Source organism: Microbispora sp. ZYX-F-249 (assembly GCF_039649665.1).
Taxonomy (GTDB): domain Bacteria; phylum Actinomycetota; class Actinomycetes; order Streptosporangiales; family Streptosporangiaceae; genus Microbispora; species Microbispora maris.
On sequence record NZ_JBDJAW010000001.1, the window covers coordinates 315,531 to 333,819 of the forward strand.

At 71.2% G+C, this 18,289-nt stretch carries 16 protein-coding genes; 4 read left to right on the forward strand and 12 right to left on the reverse strand.

Annotated elements, in window-relative coordinates; all coding sequences use genetic code 11:
* Positions 1–2: 2 nt before the first annotated feature.
* Positions 3–683 (reverse strand): response regulator, encoded by a 681-nt coding sequence (locus tag AAH991_RS01375; RefSeq protein WP_346223628.1) that lies wholly within the window; start codon positions 681–683, stop codon positions 3–5.
* Positions 680–1,852, reverse strand: a complete 1,173-nt coding sequence (locus tag AAH991_RS01380) for a sensor histidine kinase (protein WP_346223629.1) — start codon at positions 1,850–1,852, stop codon at positions 680–682. Before AAH991_RS01380 ends, AAH991_RS01375 begins: the two co-directional genes overlap by 4 nt.
* Positions 1,853–1,983: 131 nt before the next feature.
* On the opposite strand from AAH991_RS01380, the gene AAH991_RS01385 reads away from it, so the two are divergent.
* Positions 1,984–2,916 carry an ABC transporter ATP-binding protein gene (locus tag AAH991_RS01385; protein WP_346223630.1) on the forward strand — a complete coding sequence of 311 codons (933 nt, stop codon included), beginning with the start codon at positions 1,984–1,986 and terminating at the stop codon, positions 2,914–2,916.
* Complete coding sequence (locus tag AAH991_RS01390) at positions 2,913–3,695, forward strand: ABC transporter permease (RefSeq protein WP_346223631.1); 783 nt, start codon at positions 2,913–2,915, stop codon at positions 3,693–3,695. Before AAH991_RS01385 ends, AAH991_RS01390 begins: the two co-directional genes overlap by 4 nt.
* 4 nt (positions 3,696–3,699) lie before the next feature.
* Here AAH991_RS01390 and AAH991_RS01395 read toward each other — a convergent pair whose 3' ends face one another.
* Positions 3,700–4,569 carry a hypothetical protein gene (locus AAH991_RS01395; protein WP_346223632.1) on the reverse strand — a complete coding sequence of 290 codons (870 nt, stop codon included), beginning with the start codon at positions 4,567–4,569 and terminating at the stop codon, positions 3,700–3,702.
* Between the two features lie 200 nt (positions 4,570–4,769).
* Here AAH991_RS01395 and AAH991_RS01400 point away from each other — a divergent pair, with 200 nt between their 5' ends.
* Positions 4,770–5,486 carry a maleylpyruvate isomerase family mycothiol-dependent enzyme gene (locus AAH991_RS01400; RefSeq protein WP_346223633.1) on the forward strand — a complete coding sequence of 239 codons (717 nt, stop codon included), beginning with the start codon at positions 4,770–4,772 and terminating at the stop codon, positions 5,484–5,486.
* A gap of 532 nt (positions 5,487–6,018) precedes the next feature.
* Here AAH991_RS01400 and AAH991_RS01405 read toward each other — a convergent pair.
* From AAH991_RS01405 to AAH991_RS01445, 9 genes are all read right to left on the reverse strand, one after another.
* Positions 6,019–6,804, reverse strand: coding sequence for a CPBP family intramembrane glutamic endopeptidase (locus AAH991_RS01405; RefSeq protein WP_346223635.1), 786 nt, complete (start codon positions 6,802–6,804; stop codon positions 6,019–6,021).
* Positions 6,805–6,843: 39 nt separating this feature from the next.
* Entirely contained in the window at positions 6,844–7,899 is a 1,056-nt protein-coding gene (locus AAH991_RS01410; protein WP_346223636.1) for a polysaccharide deacetylase family protein, read from the reverse strand.
* A 97-nt stretch (positions 7,900–7,996) separates the two neighbouring features.
* Positions 7,997–9,118, reverse strand: a complete 1,122-nt coding sequence (manA, locus tag AAH991_RS01415; RefSeq protein ID WP_346223637.1) for a mannose-6-phosphate isomerase, class I — start codon at positions 9,116–9,118, stop codon at positions 7,997–7,999.
* A gap of 35 nt (positions 9,119–9,153) precedes the next feature.
* Positions 9,154–11,538, reverse strand: a complete 2,385-nt coding sequence (locus AAH991_RS01420) for a glycoside hydrolase family 2 protein (RefSeq protein ID WP_346223638.1) — start codon at positions 11,536–11,538, stop codon at positions 9,154–9,156.
* Positions 11,535–12,452: an ABC transporter ATP-binding protein gene (locus AAH991_RS01425; protein ID WP_346223639.1), complete on the reverse strand. Its 918-nt coding sequence runs from the start codon at positions 12,450–12,452 to the stop codon at positions 11,535–11,537. Before AAH991_RS01425 ends, AAH991_RS01420 begins: the two co-directional genes overlap by 4 nt.
* Positions 12,453–13,397: an ABC transporter ATP-binding protein gene (locus AAH991_RS01430; protein WP_346223640.1), complete on the reverse strand. Its 945-nt coding sequence runs from the start codon at positions 13,395–13,397 to the stop codon at positions 12,453–12,455. It lies immediately after the preceding gene.
* Position 13,398: 1 nt separating this feature from the next.
* Entirely contained in the window at positions 13,399–14,253 is an 855-nt protein-coding gene (locus tag AAH991_RS01435) for an ABC transporter permease (RefSeq protein ID WP_346223641.1), read from the reverse strand.
* The gene (locus AAH991_RS01440) at positions 14,250–15,242 is read right to left on the reverse strand and encodes an ABC transporter permease (RefSeq protein WP_346223642.1); all 993 of its coding nucleotides are present in this window, start codon (positions 15,240–15,242) and stop codon (positions 14,250–14,252) included. The genes AAH991_RS01435 and AAH991_RS01440 overlap by 4 nt, the downstream gene beginning before the upstream one ends.
* Positions 15,243–15,307: 65 nt before the next feature.
* Positions 15,308–17,074, reverse strand: coding sequence for an ABC transporter substrate-binding protein (locus tag AAH991_RS01445; RefSeq protein ID WP_346223644.1), 1,767 nt, complete (start codon positions 17,072–17,074; stop codon positions 15,308–15,310).
* 201 nt (positions 17,075–17,275) lie between these two features.
* Between AAH991_RS01445 and AAH991_RS01450 the strand changes: the two genes are divergently transcribed.
* A complete protein-coding gene (locus AAH991_RS01450; protein ID WP_346223645.1) occupies positions 17,276–18,289 on the forward strand; it encodes a LacI family DNA-binding transcriptional regulator in 1,014 nt (337 codons plus the stop codon).

Below are 18,289 nucleotides of genomic sequence, written 5' to 3' on the forward strand. Positions count from 1 at the left end.
TGTCATCCCCGCGGGCGCGAGGTGGAGACGAGCCCCCCTTCATACGCGGCGATGACCAGCTGGGCCCGGTCGCGGGCGCCGAGCTTGGCGAGCAGATGGCCGATGTGGGTCTTCACGGTGGCCGTGCTGACGTGCAGGTTCGCCGCGATCTCCAGGTTGGACAGGCCGCGTGCGACGAGCGTCAGCACCTCACGCTCCCTGACGGTGAGGCCGTCGAGCAGGGGCCCGGATCGAGGCCGGTCCGCGACGGTCCGTGTGAATTCGGCTATCAGCCGCCGCGTCACACTCGGCGCCAGCAGCCCCTCCCCCGCGGCGATGACGCGGATCGCGGCCAGCAGGTCGGCGGGCGGGGTGTTCTTCAGCAGGAAACCGCTCGCCCCGGCCCGCAGCCCCGCGTAGACGTACTCGTCGAGGTCGAACGTGGTGAGGATCAGCACCCTGGTGCCGAGGCGTTCGGCGCAGATACGCCGGGTCGCCTCGATGCCGTCCATGCCGGGCATGCGCACGTCCATCAGCACGACGTCGGGGCACTCCGCGCGGGCCAGTTCGACGGCCCGTGCCCCGGTGCCCGCCTCGCCGACCGCCACCATCCCCGGGGTGCTGTCCACCAGCAGGCGCAGGCTGCCGCGCAGCAGTTCCTGGTCGTCGGCGAGCAGCACCCGGATCGGACCCGGCTCGTTCACCGCTCCTCCCCCCGCAGCGGCAGGCGGGCGTGCACGCGGAAACCGCCGCCGGGCAGCGGACCGGCCGTGAAGTCTCCGCCGTACGCCGTGACCCGCTCGCGCATGCCGATCACACCATGCCCAGCACCGTGCCCGGGCGGGCCGGGAGGCAGAACCCGGCGGCCCGGCCCGTCGTCGGTCACCTCGACGCTCAACCGTCCCCCCTCGTCGTCCACCCGCACCCGGCACCGGGCCGGGGCGGCGTGCCTGACCACGTTGGTGACGGACTCCTGGACGATCCGGTGGACCGCGAGCTCCAGCGCCTCGGGCAGGCCGCCCGTCACCCGGACGTCCAGGTCCACCCGTACGCCCGCGGCCGCCGCGCGCTCGGCGACGTCCGGCAGCGCGGCGAGGCCCGGCATGGGAGACAGACCATCGAAACCGGCGCCGGGAGCGGTGCGCAGGACGCCGAGCATGTGCCGCATCTCGGTCAGCGCCTGCCTGCTCGTGGTCTCGATGACCCGCAGCGCCTCCAGCGCCTCCTCCGGCCGCCGGTCGGCCACGTGCGCCGCGACCCCGGCCTTGACCCCGATCAGGCTGAGCGTGTGGGAGACCACGTCGTGCATCTCCCTGGCGATGCGCAGCCGCTCCTCGGTGACGGCCTGCTCGGCGGCCTGTGCGGCCCGGCGGGCGGCGTACGCCCGGCGCTCCCGCACCGCCCGGCCGATCGTCCAGGCGCCGCCCAGCGCGAGCGCGGCCAGCACGGCGGTCTCCACGACCCGCCTGACCTCGGGCTCGGCCGACACGCCGCCGAACGCCGCGAGCAGCAGCGCCCCGGCGGTCAGCACCCCAATCGCCGCCGTCGGTTCCCACCGGCGCCGCCGCGTCGTGAGCGCGACCGCATAGAGCGCGTACGCCGCGGCGGCCAGCGGCTCCCGCACGACGCCGAGCGCCATGGCCGCCACGGACGCGGCCGCGACGACGCAGAAGACCGGCAGCGGCCACCGCCGCCGCGCCGCGAGCGGCAGCGTCATCGCGGCGATCAGGACCCAGGCCGCCGGGTGGTGCACACGTGGAGGGTTGACGACCAGCACGAACGCGTATCCCAGTCCGGCCAGCACGTCGAGCGCGACCAGCTCACGGGGGCGCAACGGCCGGGGGAACAGGGGCCGCACCTCCGGATCGTCCACGCGCCCACGCTAGCCATATGTGCGCGCGCCCGCCTCCTGCCCCGGTCTGTCATGCCACGGTCTGAGGCACGTCCCGTGTATCGCACGTCGCTCCGACGCGCGGGGCGGGGGCTTCGCGAGACCGTCGGGACATGATCGAAGTCAGAGACCTGACCAAGCGCTTCGGGCGCACGGTCGCCGTGGACGGTCTGACGTTCCACGTGAAACCAGGCCGGGTCACCGGGTTCCTCGGACCGAACGGCGCGGGCAAGTCCACGACCATGCGGATGGTCCTCGGTCTGGACCGCCCGGCGAGCGGCGAGGCGCTGATCGGCGGCCGCCGCTACGACAGCCTCCGTCATCCGATGCGGGAGGTGGGCGCGCTCCTGGACGCGGGCGCCGTCCAGGGCGGCCGTACGCCACTGGGGCACCTGAGCTGGATGGCCCGCGCCAACCGCATCGGCCGGGACCGGGTCGTGTCCGTCATCGAGCAGGTGGGGCTGGCCGGCGTGGCACGCAAGCGGATCCGGGGCTTCTCGCTCGGCATGCGGCAGCGCCTCGGGATCGCCGCCGCGCTCCTCGGCGACCCGGCAGTGCTGCTGCTGGACGAGCCGGTCAACGGCCTCGACCCGGACGGCGTGCGCTGGATCCGCGAACTGCTCCGAAGCCTCGCCGCGGAGGGCCGGACCGTGCTCCTGTCGAGCCACCTGATGAGCGAGATGGAGCTCACCGCCGACCATCTGGTCGTCATCGCCCGCGGGCGCCTCATCGCGGACACCTCCATGCGGGAGCTGACCGCCGTACGGGACGTGTTCGTCCGCAGCAGCCGCGCCGCGGACCTCGCCACGGCGCTGTCGGCCGCGGGCGGGACGGTCGCGGCGGAGGACGGCGGGGGCCTGTCGGTGCGCGGCCTCGACCCGGCGGAGATCGGCGACCTCGCCGCCCGGCACGCCATCCCCCTCCACGAGGTCACCCCGCGCGGCGCCTCCCTCGAGGAGACCTACATGCGGCTCACGGCCGGGCTCACGGCGGAGTTCACGGCGGAGTTCACGGCGGAGTTCACGGCGAAGGAGGCGGGCCGGTGATCGACGCTCTCGCCGCCGAATGGCTCAAGCTCCGCAGTCTCCGGTCCACCTCCGTGGTCCTCGGCGTCGTCGCCGTCGTCGTCGGTCTCATGGCCCTGCTGGCCTGGTACGCCGCCCACCTGTGGGACGGTCTGCCGCCCGGACAGCGCGACCACCTCGCCGTGTCGTCGCTGCCCGAGGTGACGCACATGCTCGCCTCGCTGTGCCTGGCCGTGCTGGGCGTCCTCGCCTTCTCCGGCGAGTACGGCACCGGCATGATCCGCACGACGCTCACCGTGCTGCCCGCGCGTGGACGGGTGCTCGCCGCGAAGGCGGGCGTCGTCGCGGTCGTGGCCGCCTGCACGGGGCTCACGGCCGTGCTCGCGACGTACGCCGCCGGGCGGCTCATCATCGGCGACCGGCCCATCCGGGGGCAGTCGGCCGAGCCGCTGAGCAGCCAACTCCCGCACTTCCTGGCGATGAGCCTGTCCATCCTGATGTTCGCGCTCCTCGGCCTGTGCCTGGCCGCGATCACGCGATCCGCCGTCGCCGCCATCGCCGTCCTCGTGGCGGTCTGGTACGTGCTCCCGATCGTCGGCTACAACCTGCCGGCGCCCTGGGGCGAGCGCGTCGGCTCGATCCTGCCCGGCGCCCTGGCGGGCCAGCTGGCCGGCACGGGCAACCCCGACTCGGTCGCCGGCGCGCTGCTGTCGCCGCTCGCCGCACTCGCGGTCATGGCCGCCTACGTGGCCGTGCCGTACGGCGTGGCCGCGGTCCTGCTGGCCCGCAGGGACGCCTGACGGCTCAGGGCGTGCTTCGCGGACAGGCCCCGGTGGACTCGGTGGACCCGGTGGTCGCGGTGGTCGCGGCCTCGGGCGTCGCGGCCTCGGGCGTGGCGTCGAGGGACACCGTGGCCGTGAGCGAGAGGGTCAGGGGCAGGGTGAGAGCGGGCGTGCGGGCGGAAGCGCACGCCGCGGGCGCCGATGCCGGGGCCGGGTCGGCCACGGGCTCCACGACCGGCTGAGCGGCGGGCTGGGCATCGGGCTGGGCATCGGGCTCGGCATTGAGCTGGGGCTCGGGCGCCGTGGCCGGCGGAACGGCGGGCACGGATCCGACGACGTCGCCCTGCCGGCCGCCGGGGTCGGCGTACGACGGGACCGGTCCGTCCGTCTTGTCCACGTCGCCGGACCGATCCACCTCGACCTCGTGCTTCTGCACGCGCGGGGAGACCGTCGTCTTGTTGTCGTGCTCCTCGCCGTCGAGGTTGATCTCGGCCGCATCGGGCGCGTTCTCCTGCGTGGACAGCCGGTCCTGGTTGCCGTACTGCTGCGCGACCACGCTGTCGTTCTGCCAGTTGTACGGCAGCGCCCGCGCGTCCGTCGAGTCCTTCTGGTAGGGGACGAGGACCAGCGTGAGGTCACGCATCAGGAACTGGTGCTGGCGCTGCTGCTCCCGCAGCCGCTGGTTGTGCCGCTGCCCGTTCTTCTGGCGGTTGCGCTGCCCCCGCGCGTGCGGATGACCGAAGCGGACGAGGCCGTGCTGTGCGGACATCGTGGCGGACATCGTGGCGGCCCCCGCCGGTGTGGCGACGAGAGAGACGCCCCCGATCGCGGCGCCCCCGGCGATGACGGCGCCGATCGCGAGGATCCCGGCGACGCTCGTGCTTTTTGCCATTTCGTTTTCCCCCTGATAAAACACCGCGCTTACCGATCTCGGGGTTTCCGCGTCGATCATCGGACAAACGGGCCAAGAGCCGGTTTTTCCCTTCCCCTACGCTTTGTTGAGGCCGCTCCTCGTTTGAATGTCCGCTTTCTGCGGGAAATGTCCCGACACCGCCCGAGTGAGGGCTGAACCCCTCCGGGTACGGCTCAGGCATGACCTCAGCACGGGACGAACTGGCGGGGCTCGACCCCTTCGACATCTTCGACACCGAGGCGGCGCGGCTGGAGCGCTTCTTCTCCTCCCTCGACGACGACGGGTGGAATCGCCCCTCCCGGTGTGACGGCTGGACGGTGCGCGACGTGCTCGCGCACCTGGCCGGCGAGGAGCTGTACAACCACGCGTGCCTGGACGACGACATCGACGGGTTCTTCGAACTGCTCGACCACGAGGGCGTGCGCGGCGGCTTCGACGGCTTCAACGAGTGGTGCGTGCGCAAGCGGCGCGCCCTGCCGGTGGAGGAGGTGCTCGACGAGTGGCGGACCAGGAACAGGGAGACCCGGGCGCGCATGCGCGCCCTCGGCCGCGACGGCACGCTCCACACGTCGGCCGGCCCCTACCCGGCGGGCCTGCAGACCTTCCACTACGACTCGGAGTACGCCACGCACGCCGACGACGTCGGGGCGCCGGTGACCCGGGACGAGGCCGGCGACCGCCTCGACTGGCGGGTCCGCGTCGGCGTGTTCGTGCTGGAGGAGCAGGGGCCCAAGGCGCGGGTCGAAGGCGCCTGCGGCCGGTTGCAGGTGCAGGTGGGCGACGGCCTGACCGCCGACCTCTCCCCCGAGGAGTTCGTCGAGGCGACCGTCGGCCGGCTGCCCGCCGGGCATCCTCTCGACGCCCGCGTCCGCGGCGCCCTGCGCTGCCTCGCCTGAGCACTCGCCCGAGCACTCGCCTGGGCGGCGAAAAGACGCCGGGCGCCCCGTGGGGCGCCCGGCGTGCGTGACATAAGGGATCGGACCGTGCCCTCGGCACCGGTGGTAATAAGCCGCTCGTCTCCCGCCTCGGCGGGACCGCCGCCCACGAGCGGGTGCGCCCGGGAGCGGGCCGGACGAGCGTGATCGTGCGGACGGTCACGGCGACCGCGCCGGCCGGTACGGCGGAGCCCTGCGTGCCCGCCCCGCCGCCCACGGGGCACCGGTACGGCGGGCTGACCGGACGTCTGCGGCCGGGCGGCCGGGTGGGCCCCCCGGGCCGCCGGTCGACGGCGGCGCGCCGGCGCGCCGGATATGGAATGCGTGTCGATAAACGCCTCATGCGAATTCCCCGAATGAAATGCGGCCAGGACAGGCCGGTTTTGCCCGGGGGGATCCAGACGTGCGGCGGCCCGTCAACGATGCACCGGGATCGGGCCAAAATCAATCAGGCGCGCCGGAGAGAACGCTTTCCGCCCGATTAGACAGGAGATCAGGGCAGCCAGGAGACGCGGCCGCGCAGCAGGCCGTACCCGACGAAGGCGACCACGTCGATCAGCGTGTGCGCGGTGATCAGCGGCATGGTCCGGCCCCAGCGCTGGTAGAGCCGGCCGAAGACCACGCCCATCGCGATGTTGCCGACGAAGCCGCCGAAGCCCTGGTAGAGGTGGTAGGACCCGCGCAGGACGGCCGACGCCCCCACCGCGCGCCACGGCGACCAGCCGAGCTGCCCCAGCCGGTGCAGCAGATACCCGGCGACCAGCACCTCCTCCAGCACGCCGTTCTGGGCGGCCTCGGCGACGAGGACCGGGATCCGCCACCAGTAGTCCGGCAGGCTGTCGGGCACGACGTTCAGGTTGATCCCGGAGCGGAAGGCGAACAGGTAGAACACCAGACCGGTGCCGCCGATCGCCGCCGCCAGCACGGCGCCGCGCAGCGTGTCGCGGCCGGGCTCGCGCCAGTCGGCCCCGATCGTGCGCATGGACTCGCCCGATCGGGCCAGCAGATAGGCGACGAGCCCCACCGGCGCCACGTTCACCGCGATCCCCGCGAGGTGCAGCGTCAGATCCAGCCACGGGCGGCCCGGGGCCAGCGAGCCGACGAGCACGGCGTGCTGGTCGCCCAGGTCCTTCGGCGCGGTCAGTGCGCCGACGAGGCGGATGAGCGACAGCAGGGCGCTGGCGCCGAGCGAGACCGCGAAGACCGCGAAGATCTCCGGGCCGATCAGCCGCGGCGTGAGACCGCGCAGGGCGGTGGCGTCGGCGGTGGCGTCGTCCATGCTGGCAGGGTAGCCGCCCCCGCACGTTCGTCCGTCCCGTCAGTACGGCAGCGCACGGGACGTGAACGACGGGGCGACGAACGCCGCCTTGAACTTCGGGAAGGCCACCGTGTTGGGGTTGCCGTCCGAGGTGTAGCGGTCGGTCGGGTTGGCCTTGAGCCAGTCGAGCCACGCCATCGAGCAGAACTGCTTGCAGTCGCCGACCTTCTCCTTCGACCTGATCCGCGGGATGCCCACGGGGTCGAAGTCCTTGGTGAACGGCGACGGCGACGGGGTGTAGCCCGCGAGGAACACCCCCTTGTAGTCGTAGCGGGTGCCGCCGGACGCGCCGCGCAGCGCCCACTTCTTCTCGTGCGGCTGGTTGCCGTACGGCAGGGCGAGCGTGACCGGCGGCGTCTTGACCAGCGAGGTGATCAGGGTCTGTCCGGCCGCGATCTGCTTCTCCACGTCGTCCTTCGGCTTGCCGAGCAGGTTGAGGTGGTCGCGCGTGTGGTTGCCGATGTCGAAGTTGTGGTCCTTGAGCCATTGCAGGACCTGCATCTGCTCTTCCTGGCGGGCCTTCCCGAACAGGTCCTTGATCACGTACATGGTCGCCACCGGACGGAAGCCGGGATGCTTCTTCGCGACGTCCATCAGGATGCCGACCGCGCAGTCCGGCGCCGGATTGCCCATGCCGTCGAGAGTGAGCTGGGAAGGCGAGGAGTCGTCGAAGGTCAGCACCACCGGGTGCTTGCCCGCCGGGATGTCGATCTTCCCGGTGACGTACTCGGCCGCGGTGACCGGCACGTAGTCCTCCGCCGCCAGCCGCTCCAGCTCGGCGCGGAAGTCCTTCGGACTGCGGTCGTCGCCCGGCGGCGGGTTGTTGACGATCCGGTGATACATGATCACCGGGATCTGCCCCAGTTCGTTGGCCTTCGCCTGGGCGGCGGCGGCCGTCTCGGACTTGCGAAGCGTCGCATCGGCGGCCGCCCTGTTCTGCCGGTGGCCGGCCGGGCTCGCCTGTGTGGCGTGCTTGCCCCCGCCGGCCGCGCAGGCGGACAGCGCCACCGCCCCCAACGACACCACGGCGATGCCGGCAACCCTGAAGCGCCCCATGGATCCCCCTCGTCGGGCCGCGCTTGACGATGAGGGGCTCCTACCCGCGCGACGTCTTCACGTCACGTTGAGTAGGACAAACATCACGCTAAGTGCGTCACATGCGGGGCTCGGCGCAGAACGCGACGCCGTCGCCGCCGATCTCGGCCGGGCCCTCGGACGCGGCGGCGAACACCGACTCTCCCGAACGCAGCTTCGCCTCCGAACCGGACGCCGTACGGACGTTGACGACGCCCTCGGTGCACAGCACGATCCGGGGCAGCCCTCCGGGGAGCGTCTCCCCCGCGCCGGGCCCGACCCTGCGGAGCACGAACTCCGGGACGGGGGGGACGTACGCGCCGCCGACCGGCTCCACCGCCAGGGGCTGCGCCTCGGCGTCGGTGATCCGCAGCAGCTCCTCCACGTCGATGTGCTTGCCGGTCAGTCCCGCCCGCAGCACGTTGTCGGAGCAGGCCATGATCTCCACGGCGAGGCCGTCGAGGTAGCAGTGCAGCACCCCGGCCCCGAGGAACAGCGCCTCGCCGGGGGCGAGCGTGTGGCGGCGCATCAGCAGCGGCGCCAGCACGGCCGGGTCCTCCGGGTAACGCCGCGCCAGCCGTACCACGAGCGCGTAGTCGGGCGTGTGGCAGGCGGAGGCCGCCCACACCACCGACTCGACCAGCTCCCGCCGCGACGTGCCCCCGGATCGGGGCCACTCGAGCAGCGCCCGCAGCGCGGCGAGCACGTCGCCGGCGCGCAGCGCCGCGACCACCGGCTGCAGCGCGTTCACGTGCAGCCGCTCGACGAGCATCGCCGCCTGCCCGGGCGGCCGGAACCCGGCCAGCCCGGTGAACGGCGTGAGCGCGCAGACCAGCTCCGGCTTGTGCCAGGGGTCGGTGTAGTTCGCATCGCCCCGGGCGTGCCCCGCGGCGGCCTGGCCGGCGTCGGGGTGGACCTGCAGCGACAGCGGCGCGTCCACCGCGATCAGCTTCATCAGGTACGGCAGCCGCTGCCCGAACCGCCCGGCGACCGCCTCGCCGAGGGTCCCCAGCGGGTCCGCGGCGACCGCGTCGGCGAGCGTGGTCTCGGCCCCGTCCCGGGTCAGCCGGGAGGACGCGGCGGGGTGGGCACCCAGCCACATCTCGGCCTCCGGCCCCGAGGCGGGCCGCCCGGTCAGCTCGGCGATGGCCGTGCGGGAGCCCCAGGGGTAGTCCTTTATGGGGTTGGTGAGCAGGTCCACGTGCGTCCTTCGGGCGTCAAGGGGGATTTCCGAGACTAACGGGATTCGTTGACGCATCGGAGCACCGGGTGACGTACGAGCGCGCCCGGGTCGGGGCTGCCGCCTGTCACGTGGAAGACCGCGGTCTCCCCCGGCAGCAGCGTGACGAGCTGGTCGTCCACGGTCGCGCGGGGGTCGAGCCGGTCGGGGAAGATCGCCAGCTCGCGCACGATCGTCCGCGCGGTCACGCGCACCCGCAGCCCGCCCTCGAACTCCTCGACCGTCGTGTCCATCTCCGCGGGAGGGTAGTCCATATCCGGGTCCTCACGGGGGAACCGCAGCGCCCGGGCGTCGCCGAGGGTCGCGACCAGCACCTCGCCCGCCGGGTTCCCGGCCCGCGTCACCCCCTCCGGCAGCTCGACGGACGCCGTGCCGCGCGCCGGGACCGCCACGTCGAAGCGCTCCTTGGCCAGGATGTCCCCCGCCAGGCTGAGCCGTTCGACCGCGAGCTCGCCCGACCACGGCTCGTCGGTGTCGTTGACGACCGCCAGCGCGTCGCCCTGGAAGGTCAGCAACCGGTCGGCGAAGGCCCGGCGCAGGGCGTACCACAGCGGCTTGCGCCGCCCGCCGCCGTCCACGGCGGCCCAGGAGGTGACCGGCCAGCAGTCGTTGAGCTGCCACACGATCGTGCCCATGCAGTACGGCGCGAGCGCCCGGAACCGCTCGATGCCGTACGCCATCGCCCTGGCCTGGTTGACCTGCGTGTAGTAGTGCCAGTCGTCGAACCCGTCCGGCCGCGGCAGATGCTCGCCGAGACCGCGCAGCAGCTTGAGGTTGCCGTCGATGGCCTTCTGATGGTGGGTCACGCCCGGGGAGACCGGCGTCAGCGGGTCGTCGGAGACCGCGGCGCGCAGCGTGGCGTACGTCGGCGGCCCCTGGAAGCCGAACTCGGCCACGAACCTCGGCGTGTAGGTCCCGTAGTGGGTGTAGTCGTGGGTGTTCCAGACGGTCCAGATGTGGACGGTGCCCTTGGACGGGTCGTTCGGCGGCAGGTCCGGCGCTCCGGAGTACGGGCTGCCCGGCCAGTAGGGCCGGGTCGGGTCGAGCTCGGCGACGACCCGGGGCAGCACGTCGTAGTAGAAGCCGGCGCCCCAGCTGCGGCCCTCCAGCGTCTCCTGCCAGCCCCAGTCGGCGTGGCCCTCGATGTTCTCGTTGTTGCCGCACCACAGGACGAGGCCGGCGTGGCGGGCCAGGCGGGCGACGTGCTCGCGGGCCTCGGCCTCGACCTCCGCCGCGAAGCGGCCCTCCTCGGGGTAGGCCGCGCAGGCGAACGGGAAGTCCTGCCAGACAAGCAGGCCCATTTCGTCGGCGAGGTCGTAGAAGTCCTCGCTCTCGTACATGCCGCCGCCCCACACCCGCAGGCAGTTGGCGCCCGCGGCGGCCGCCTGGGCGAACCGCTCGGCGAGGCGCTCCCGGGTGACGCGGGAGGGGAAGCAGTCGTCGGGGATCCAGTTGAAGCCCTTGACGAAGACCGGCGTCCCGTTGATCACGAACGTGAAAGCGTCGTCGGTGCGGTCCAGCTCCACCGAGCGGAAGCCGATCCGGCCGGTCCACTCGTCGTCCTCGAGCCGGACGGTCAGGTCGTACAACGGCTGCTCGCCGTACCCGCGCGGCCACCACAGCTCCGGGCCGGGCACGGTCAGCGTGACGACGGCCCGGCGCTGCCCGGCGCCGACGGTGACGGTCTCGGTCACGCCCCCCACCGAGGCGGTGAGCGTGAGCGGCCGCTCGGCGGCGCGCTCGGCCGTCACGTGCACCTCGACCCTGCCGTCTCCGTGAACGAGCGGACGCACCTCGGCCAGGCGGGCGGTGCTCCAGGTCTCGATGCCGATGGGCCGCCAGATCCCCGCCGTGACCAGCGTCGGTCCCCAGTCCCAGCCGAAGTTGCAGGCCATCTTCCTGATGAACTGGTACGGCTCGTCGTACGGGCTCGGGCGGTCGCCGAGGGCCGCCTTCTGCGCCTCCGCGTACCCGTACGGCGGGTCGAACAGGATCTTCAGCGCGTTCTCGCCCGCGCGCAGCAGGTGCCGCACGGGGAAGCGGTACGACCGGTGCATGTCGGCCGTCGTGCCGATCTCGATGCCGTTGAGCACGAGCGTGGCGACCGTGTCGAGACCCTCGCAGACGAGGTCCGCCCGGTCGTCGTCGGTGCCGTCCCACGTGAAGGTGGTCTCGTACGACCACGCCGTGCGCCCGATCCAGGTCAGCCGGTCCTCGTTGTCGTCCAGGTACGGGTCCTCGATCAGCCCGGCGGCCAGGAGGTCGGTGTGGACGCAACCGGGGACGATCGCGGGCAGTCCCGCGACCACCGGACGGAGCTGCCCGGTCGACGACACGGCGGTGACGGTCCACCCGTCGTGCAGGGGACGGTACGAGCTCACGCTTTCTCCCTAATTCTCGATCCTGCGCAGCCGGAGCACGCCACGTAGTGATCACTTTCGACCTCGGCCAGCCCTGGGCGATTCCGGCTGTCCTCCGGCGCCTCGTGATAGGCACACGGCACGTCCTCGACGACCTCGTCCGTCCACTTGGCGTGCAGCCGCGGGACCGAGGCCAGCAGCGAGCGGGTGTAGGGGTGCGCCGGAGCGCCGAAGACGAGGTCTGTCCGGCCCATCTCCACGATCTTCCCGTTCCGGAGCACGACAGTCCGGTCGCTGACGTAGTTGCCGAGCGACAGGTCGTGCGTGACGAACAGGATGCCGAGGCCGCGCGCCCGCAGGTCGGCCAGCAGGTTCAGCACGTCGATGCGGGTCGACGCGTCGAGCATGCTGATGATCTCGTCGGCGACCAGCAGCCGGATGTCGAGGAGCACCGCGCGGGCGATCAGCATCCGCTGGAGCTGCCCGCCGCTGAGCTGGTGGGGATACTTCCCGAGCACGTTGCCGGGGTCGAGCCGCACGCTGTCCAGCGCGGCCTCCACGCGTGTGCGCCACTCGGCCGCCCCGGCCCGGGGGAAGTACTGCTCTTTGAGCATGGCGAAGACGCGGTCGGCCCGGAAGACGGGGTTGTAGCAGCTGAAGGGGTCCTGGAAGACGCCCTGCACCTGCCGGTAGTACTCCTTGCGGTCCCTGATCGAGGAGATGTCCCTGCCGTCGAGGGTGATCGTGCCGGAGCTGACCGAGGTGAGGCGCAGGATCATCCGGCCGAGCGTGCTCTTGCCGCTGCCGCTCTCGCCGATGAGCGAGACCACCTCCCCCTCGCCGACCTCGAAGCCGACGTCGGAGACGGCCTTCATCTCGCCCCCGCCGAAGGCGCCGACGCGGTAGACCTTGGAGACGCTATCGAGTTTCAGCATTCACTCGGCCTTCCAGCAGGCGACGAAGTGGCCGGGGGCCACCTCGGCGAACGGCGGCTGCTCGGCGCACTGGTCGAACGCGAGCGGGCAGCGGTCGCGGAACCGGCATCCGCCCGGCGGTTTCAGCAGGGACGGCGGGTTGCCGGGGATGCCCGTCAGCCGGCGGTCCTCGTACCGCACCCCCACCTCGGGCAGCGCGGAGATGAGCTGCTTGGTGTACGGATGCCTCGGGGCGGTGACGAGCACGTCGGCCGGGGCCTTCTCGGCCAGCCGCCCGGCGTACATCACCATGATCGTGTCGGCGATCTGGTAGACGAGCGAGATGTCGTGGGTGACCACCATCATGCTCGTGACCAGGCCGCGGTCGCGGAACCCGAGCAGCGTCGTGGCCACGGCCTTCTGGCTGGACACGTCGAGTGCGCTGGTGACCTCGTCGGCGATGAGCAGCGAGGGGTTCAGCAGGGTGGAGATCACCATCACCACCCGCTGCTTCATGCCGCCCGACAGCTCGATCGGATAGCGGTCGAGCACGTCCTTCGACAGGCCCACCAGCGCGAGCCGCCGCTCCAGCTCGGCCCTGTCCGGCCGCTCGCCGCGCGCCTCCAGCAGCTCGCCGACCATCTTGCCGATCTTCCTGGTCGGGTTGAGCGCGCTCATCGAGTACTGCGGGATGAGCGAGACCTCGCGGAAGCGGAACTCGTCCATCGCGCCGTCGTCCGACAGGGGCATCTCCCTGCCGTCCAGCTCGACGGTGCCGCCGACGTGCCGCATCCGGCCGTCCAGGCGGATCAGGCTCTTGGCGAGCGTGGACTTGCCCGACCCGGACTCCCCCGCCAGGCCCATGATCTCGCCGTCCGCCACGGAGAACGTGACGCCGTCGAGCGCCTGCACCTCGCCGCGCAGCGTCCGGTAGTAGACCCGGAGGTCGGTGACATTCAGCGCCACGTCACATCTCCCTCAGCTTCGGGTTGAACACCTCGTCCAGCCCGACGTTCATGACGTAGAGCGCGCCGACGATCGCCGTGATGCCCGCGCCCGGAGGGATGAACCACCACCACAGGCCGAGCTGGAGCGCGCTCCACCGCGCGGCGTTGTTGAGCATCAGCCCGAGGGAGACGCCCTGGGTCGGGCCGAGGCCGATGAAGTCGAGCGAGGCGGCGACCAGGATCGCGCTGCCGAACAGCAGGATGAACGTCAGGAACAGGTACGAGCTCATGTTCGGCGCGATCTCCCGAAGGATGATCTTCGGCGTGCGCACCCCGCTCAGCCGGGCGAGGTCGACGAAGTCGCGCGAGCGCAGCGAGAACGTCTGCGCCCTGATCGCCCGCGCGGCCCACGGCCACGAGGTCAGGCCGATGAACAACGCCTGCACGCCGATGCTGCGCACGCCCAGGTAGGCGTTGATGATCAGCAGCACCACCAGCGCGGGCAGCACGAGCACGATGTTGGTGAGCATGTTGAGCAGTTCGTCGACCCAACCGCCGCGGTAGCCCGCGACGAAGCCCACGACCATGCCGACGGCCGCCGCCAGCACGCCGCCGAGCACGCCCACGAGGAACGTCGCGCGCAGGCCGTACACGAACTGGGCGAAGACGTCCTGGCCGAACGTCGTGGTGCCGAACCAGAACTCCCCGGACGGCGGCGCCATGGCCGGCCCGACGTAGTCGTTCGGCCCGTGGTCGAACATCAGCGGCCCCGCCAGGCCGGCCACGAGGAACACGGCGATGACGATCGTGCCGACGACCAGCTTGCGGTTGCGCAGCGCGAAGTGCAGCGCCTCGTTTCTCACGCCGTTGCTCACGCCGTTCCTCCCATCCCGGTCCGGGTGCGCGGGTCCACCAGGACGTACGCGATGTCGATGACGAAGTTGGCGATCAGCACACCGATGACGATGAACAGGAAGGCGCCCTGCAGCAGGAAGAAGTCCTGGTTCTGGATCGCCTGGAGGATCAGGTGCCCGAGCCCGGGATAACTGAAGACGATTTCGGTGACGAGCGCGCCGGCCACGAGCACGCCGAGTTGCAGGGCCAGGCCGGTCACCTGGGGCAGGATCGCGTTCCTGAAGGCGTAGCGCCGCACCAGCCGCATCGGCGCGCCGAGCGCCCGCAGGTAGTTGACGTAGTCCGCCTCCAGCTCATAGGTGATCATGTTGCGCATGCCGATGGCCCAGCCGCCGAACGCGACCAGGAACAGTGACGCGAACGGGAGGAACCAGTGCTGCGCGAGGCTGCCGAGGAAGGTCCACGACCAGGACGCCTGCAGGTCGAAGCCGTAGGCCCCGGCGACCGGGAAGATCCCCGCGACGATGCCGAGCGCCCAGGCCAGCAGGATCGCCAGCCACATGTACGGCGTCGCGGTGAGCACGTAGCCGATCGGGAGCACGCTGTTGTCGAGCCACTTGCGCCGCGCGGCGAACGCGCCGAACCGGTTGCCGGCGAACCAGCTCAGCAGGATGGACGGGATCAGCAGGCCCAGCGTGTACGGGACCGCCCGGACGATCACATCGGTGACCGGCGTCGGGAACAGCCAGATGCTGATGCCGAGGTCACCCTTGAGCAGCGCGCCCCAGAAGTTCAGGTACTGCTGCCACAGCGGCAGGTCGAAGCCGAACATCGCCGTGTAGTGCGCCCGCATGGCCTCGACGGCCGCCGGCTGTGCGACGTTGGCCCGCGACAGCATGCTCGACACGGGGTCGCCCGGCATGAACCGCGGGATCATCCAGTTGATGGTCACGGCCACGAAGAACGTCAGGCCGTAGATGAGAAGCTTTCTGCCGAAATAGCGGCGCAAGATCGACCTCCCGGTCGCGGAACGGCGCCCCCTGCCCCGTCCGGGTGGCAGGGGGCGCGAAAAGATCAGCCTCCGGAGGCCGGCTGCAGTTCTGTGAGCATGAGCGTGCCGCCCATCTCCAGCCAGTTGCGCCACACGGTCGGCGGGTACTTGGGCGTGTTCGGCGCGCTGCTGGGCCAGTTCTTCCAGGCCCCGTTCGTGGTCTGAGACCACAGGCCGTTGTACCAGAGCGGGACGACCGGCATGTCCTCGAGCTGGATCTTCTGCAGCTCCGAGGCGATCTTCTGCATGCCCGGCAGGTCCTCGGGCTTGACCTGGTCGAGCTGCTGCGTGAGCTCCCACGCCCGCTTGTTCTCGTACCGGCCGTAGTTCGTCGTGGACTGCAGCTTCTGCACCGGCAGGCGGAACAGGTAGTCGTAGTACAGCCAGGGCGTGTTCGCGAGCTGCTTGTCGTTGTTGAGGACGAGGTCGAACTTGCCCTGGTTGCGCACGTCGACGAGCGCGTTGTAGTCGGGGAAGTCGGCCTCGATGTCGATGCCCGCGGCCTTCGCGCTGGAGCTGATGACCCGGGCGGCCTCCATCCAGTCGGTCCACCCGGCGGGCACGATCAGCTTCAGCGAGATCTTGGCGCCGCTCGGCGACTCCACCAGCCCGTCGCCGTTGCGGTCCTTGTAACCGGCGTCGGCGAGCAGTTGCTTGGCCTTGTCCGGGTTGTAGGAGAAGCCGAGCGTGGAGGTGACGTTCTTGTCGACGTACTTGTCCCACTGCGGCAGCAGGCCGGACGGGTCGGACGCCTTGACCAGGTTGCCGTACACGCCCTCGACGATTTTCTTCGTGTCGATGGCGTAGGCGACCGCCTTGCGGAACTCCTTGTCGTCCATCGGCTTCTTCGCCGTGTTGAACCACATCCAGGTGGTGTTGGCCGACAGCATGTACGGCGGCTGGTCGTAGAAGGTCTTGATGCCGAAGTTGCCCTTGACCAGGTTGGCGATGCCCGGCAGGAAGTTGTTGCTGAGGTCGAGGCCCTTCTGCAGCAGCAGGCCCATCGCGACCTCGTTGCTGGAGTTGACGATGTCGACGATGTACTTGGGCTTGACGTCCTTGTTCAGCGCCTTGGTCGCCCACCAGCCGTCGCGCTTGACCCAGACCATGCGGTCCTGGTCGTGGGACTGGTAGGCGTACGGGCCGGTGCCGACGGGCTTCTCGTTGACCCCGTTCATCACCTCGTCCTCGGACCGCCCCTCCCACAGGTGCTTGGGGACGATGGCCCGGCTGTAGAGGTGGTTGGCCCACTCCTGGTGGTTCGCCGTGGCGAAGGTGAACTTGACCGTGTGGTCGTCGACCTTCTCGGCGCTCTTCATCCAGTCCCACAGCGGGTGGTAGGGGACCGTCTCCATCTTGCCGAGCTCGAACGTGAAGATCACGTCGTCGGCGGTGAACGGCTTGCCGTCCGACCACGTGACGCCCTGGCGCAGCTTGAGGGTGTACTCCAGGTCACCGGTCCAGTCGCCGCTCTCGGCCAGCCACGGCGAGAACTTGTCGGTGTTCGGGTCGTACATGAACAGCGTCTCGTAGGCCAGGCCCTTGGTCCCGGTGGCGAAGTCCCACTCGCGCAGGGGGTTCCAGTTCGCGGGCGGGCCCCACTGCGTGCCGCTGGTGTAGAGGGTCTCGTTGCGCGGGAACGCCCCGCCACCCGCCGGGGCGGCGGCGCCGCCTCCCGCCGCATCTCCCGCGGGGGCGGCCGGCGTCGACGACCCGCTGCCTCCGGAGCAGGCCGCGCTTAACAGGCCGGCCGCCAGCACCGGTATAAGAAACCGCGATCGGTTTCGCATGGTGACTCTCCTTCCCCCACGCGACACCGCGCGGGGTCCGCACTACTGCCAGGCCCCGATGATGTTCGGCTCGCTATTGCTGAACCGGATAAGTACCGAGACCGTAAAATCCCCATGTATCCGGTGTCAATAGGAAGAAGATGGAGGCAAAGTAACGGTAGTAAGGTGAGGGTCACTGGACCGGTTCAGCCGAGGGGACACGTGAGAAGACCGACCATCGCGGACATCGCACGGCAGGCGGGGGTCTCCAAGGGCGCGGTCTCGTACGCCCTGAACGGCCAGCCCGGAGTGTCCGAAGCGACCAGGGCCCGCATCCTGGCGATCGCGAACGAGATCGGCTGGCGCCCGAACATCGCGGCCCGGGCGCTGAACGGCGCCCGCGCGCACGCCGTGGGCCTCGCCCTGTGCCGGCCCGCCCGTTTCCTCGGCGTGGAGCCGTTCTTCATGGAGCTGATCAGCGGCATCGAGGCGGAGCTGTCCGCCCGCTCGTACGCCCTGCTGCTCCAGGTGGTCGGCGACCACGAGGCCGAGATGGGCGTCTACCGCCGCTGGTGGGGAGAGGGCCGGGTGGACGGCGCGATCCTCGTCGACCTCCACCTCGACGACCCCCGCGTGCCGCAGGTGGAGGAGATGGGCATGCCCGTCGTCGTGCTCGGGCACCCATCGGCCGCCGGGTCGCTCGTGCCGGTCTGGGCCGACGACAGCGCGGCCGTCCGCGAGATGGTGGAGTATCTCGTCGCGCTCGGGCACCGGCGGATCGCCCGCGTCGCCGGGCTGCCCCGGCTGTCGCACACTGCCATCCGCGACCGCGCGTTCGGCGACGTCTGCGCCGGCCTCGGCCTGGACGGCTGTCCGATCGTGCACACCGACTACACCGGCGAGGAGGGGGCCCGGGCCACCCGGCGGCTGCTCAGCTCACCCGAACGGCCCACGGCGATCGTCTTCGACAACGACATCATGGCCGTGGCCGGCCTGTCGGTCGCCCAGGAGATGCGACTCGACGTGCCGGCCGAGCTGTCCGTCGTGGCCTGGGACGACTCCCCGCTCTGTCAGGTCGTCCGCCCGCCGCTGACCGTGCTCACCCGGGACATCCCGGCGTACGGCGCGCACGCGGCGCAGCGGCTGCTCGCGCTGATCGACGGCGTGGAGGCGAGGCCGCTGGAGGACCAGGCCCCCCGCCTGACCACCCGCGGCAGCACCGCGCCTCCCGCCTGA

Coding starts and splice junctions, on each gene's coding strand:
- AAH991_RS01405 (WP_346223635.1), bottom strand. CDS start 6,804: ATGGACGACGCCACCGCCGACGCCACCGCCCTGCGCGGTCTCACGCCG.
- AAH991_RS01395 (WP_346223632.1), bottom strand. CDS start 4,569: ATGGCAAAAAGCACGAGCGTCGCCGGGATCCTCGCGATCGGCGCCGTC.
- AAH991_RS01410 (WP_346223636.1), bottom strand. CDS start 7,899: ATGGGGCGCTTCAGGGTTGCCGGCATCGCCGTGGTGTCGTTGGGGGCG.
- AAH991_RS01385 (WP_346223630.1), top strand. CDS start 1,984: ATGATCGAAGTCAGAGACCTGACCAAGCGCTTCGGGCGCACGGTCGCC.
- AAH991_RS01445 (WP_346223644.1), bottom strand. CDS start 17,074: ATGCGAAACCGATCGCGGTTTCTTATACCGGTGCTGGCGGCCGGCCTG.
- AAH991_RS01425 (WP_346223639.1), bottom strand. CDS start 12,452: ATGCTGAAACTCGATAGCGTCTCCAAGGTCTACCGCGTCGGCGCCTTC.
- AAH991_RS01400 (WP_346223633.1), top strand. CDS start 4,770: ATGACCTCAGCACGGGACGAACTGGCGGGGCTCGACCCCTTCGACATC.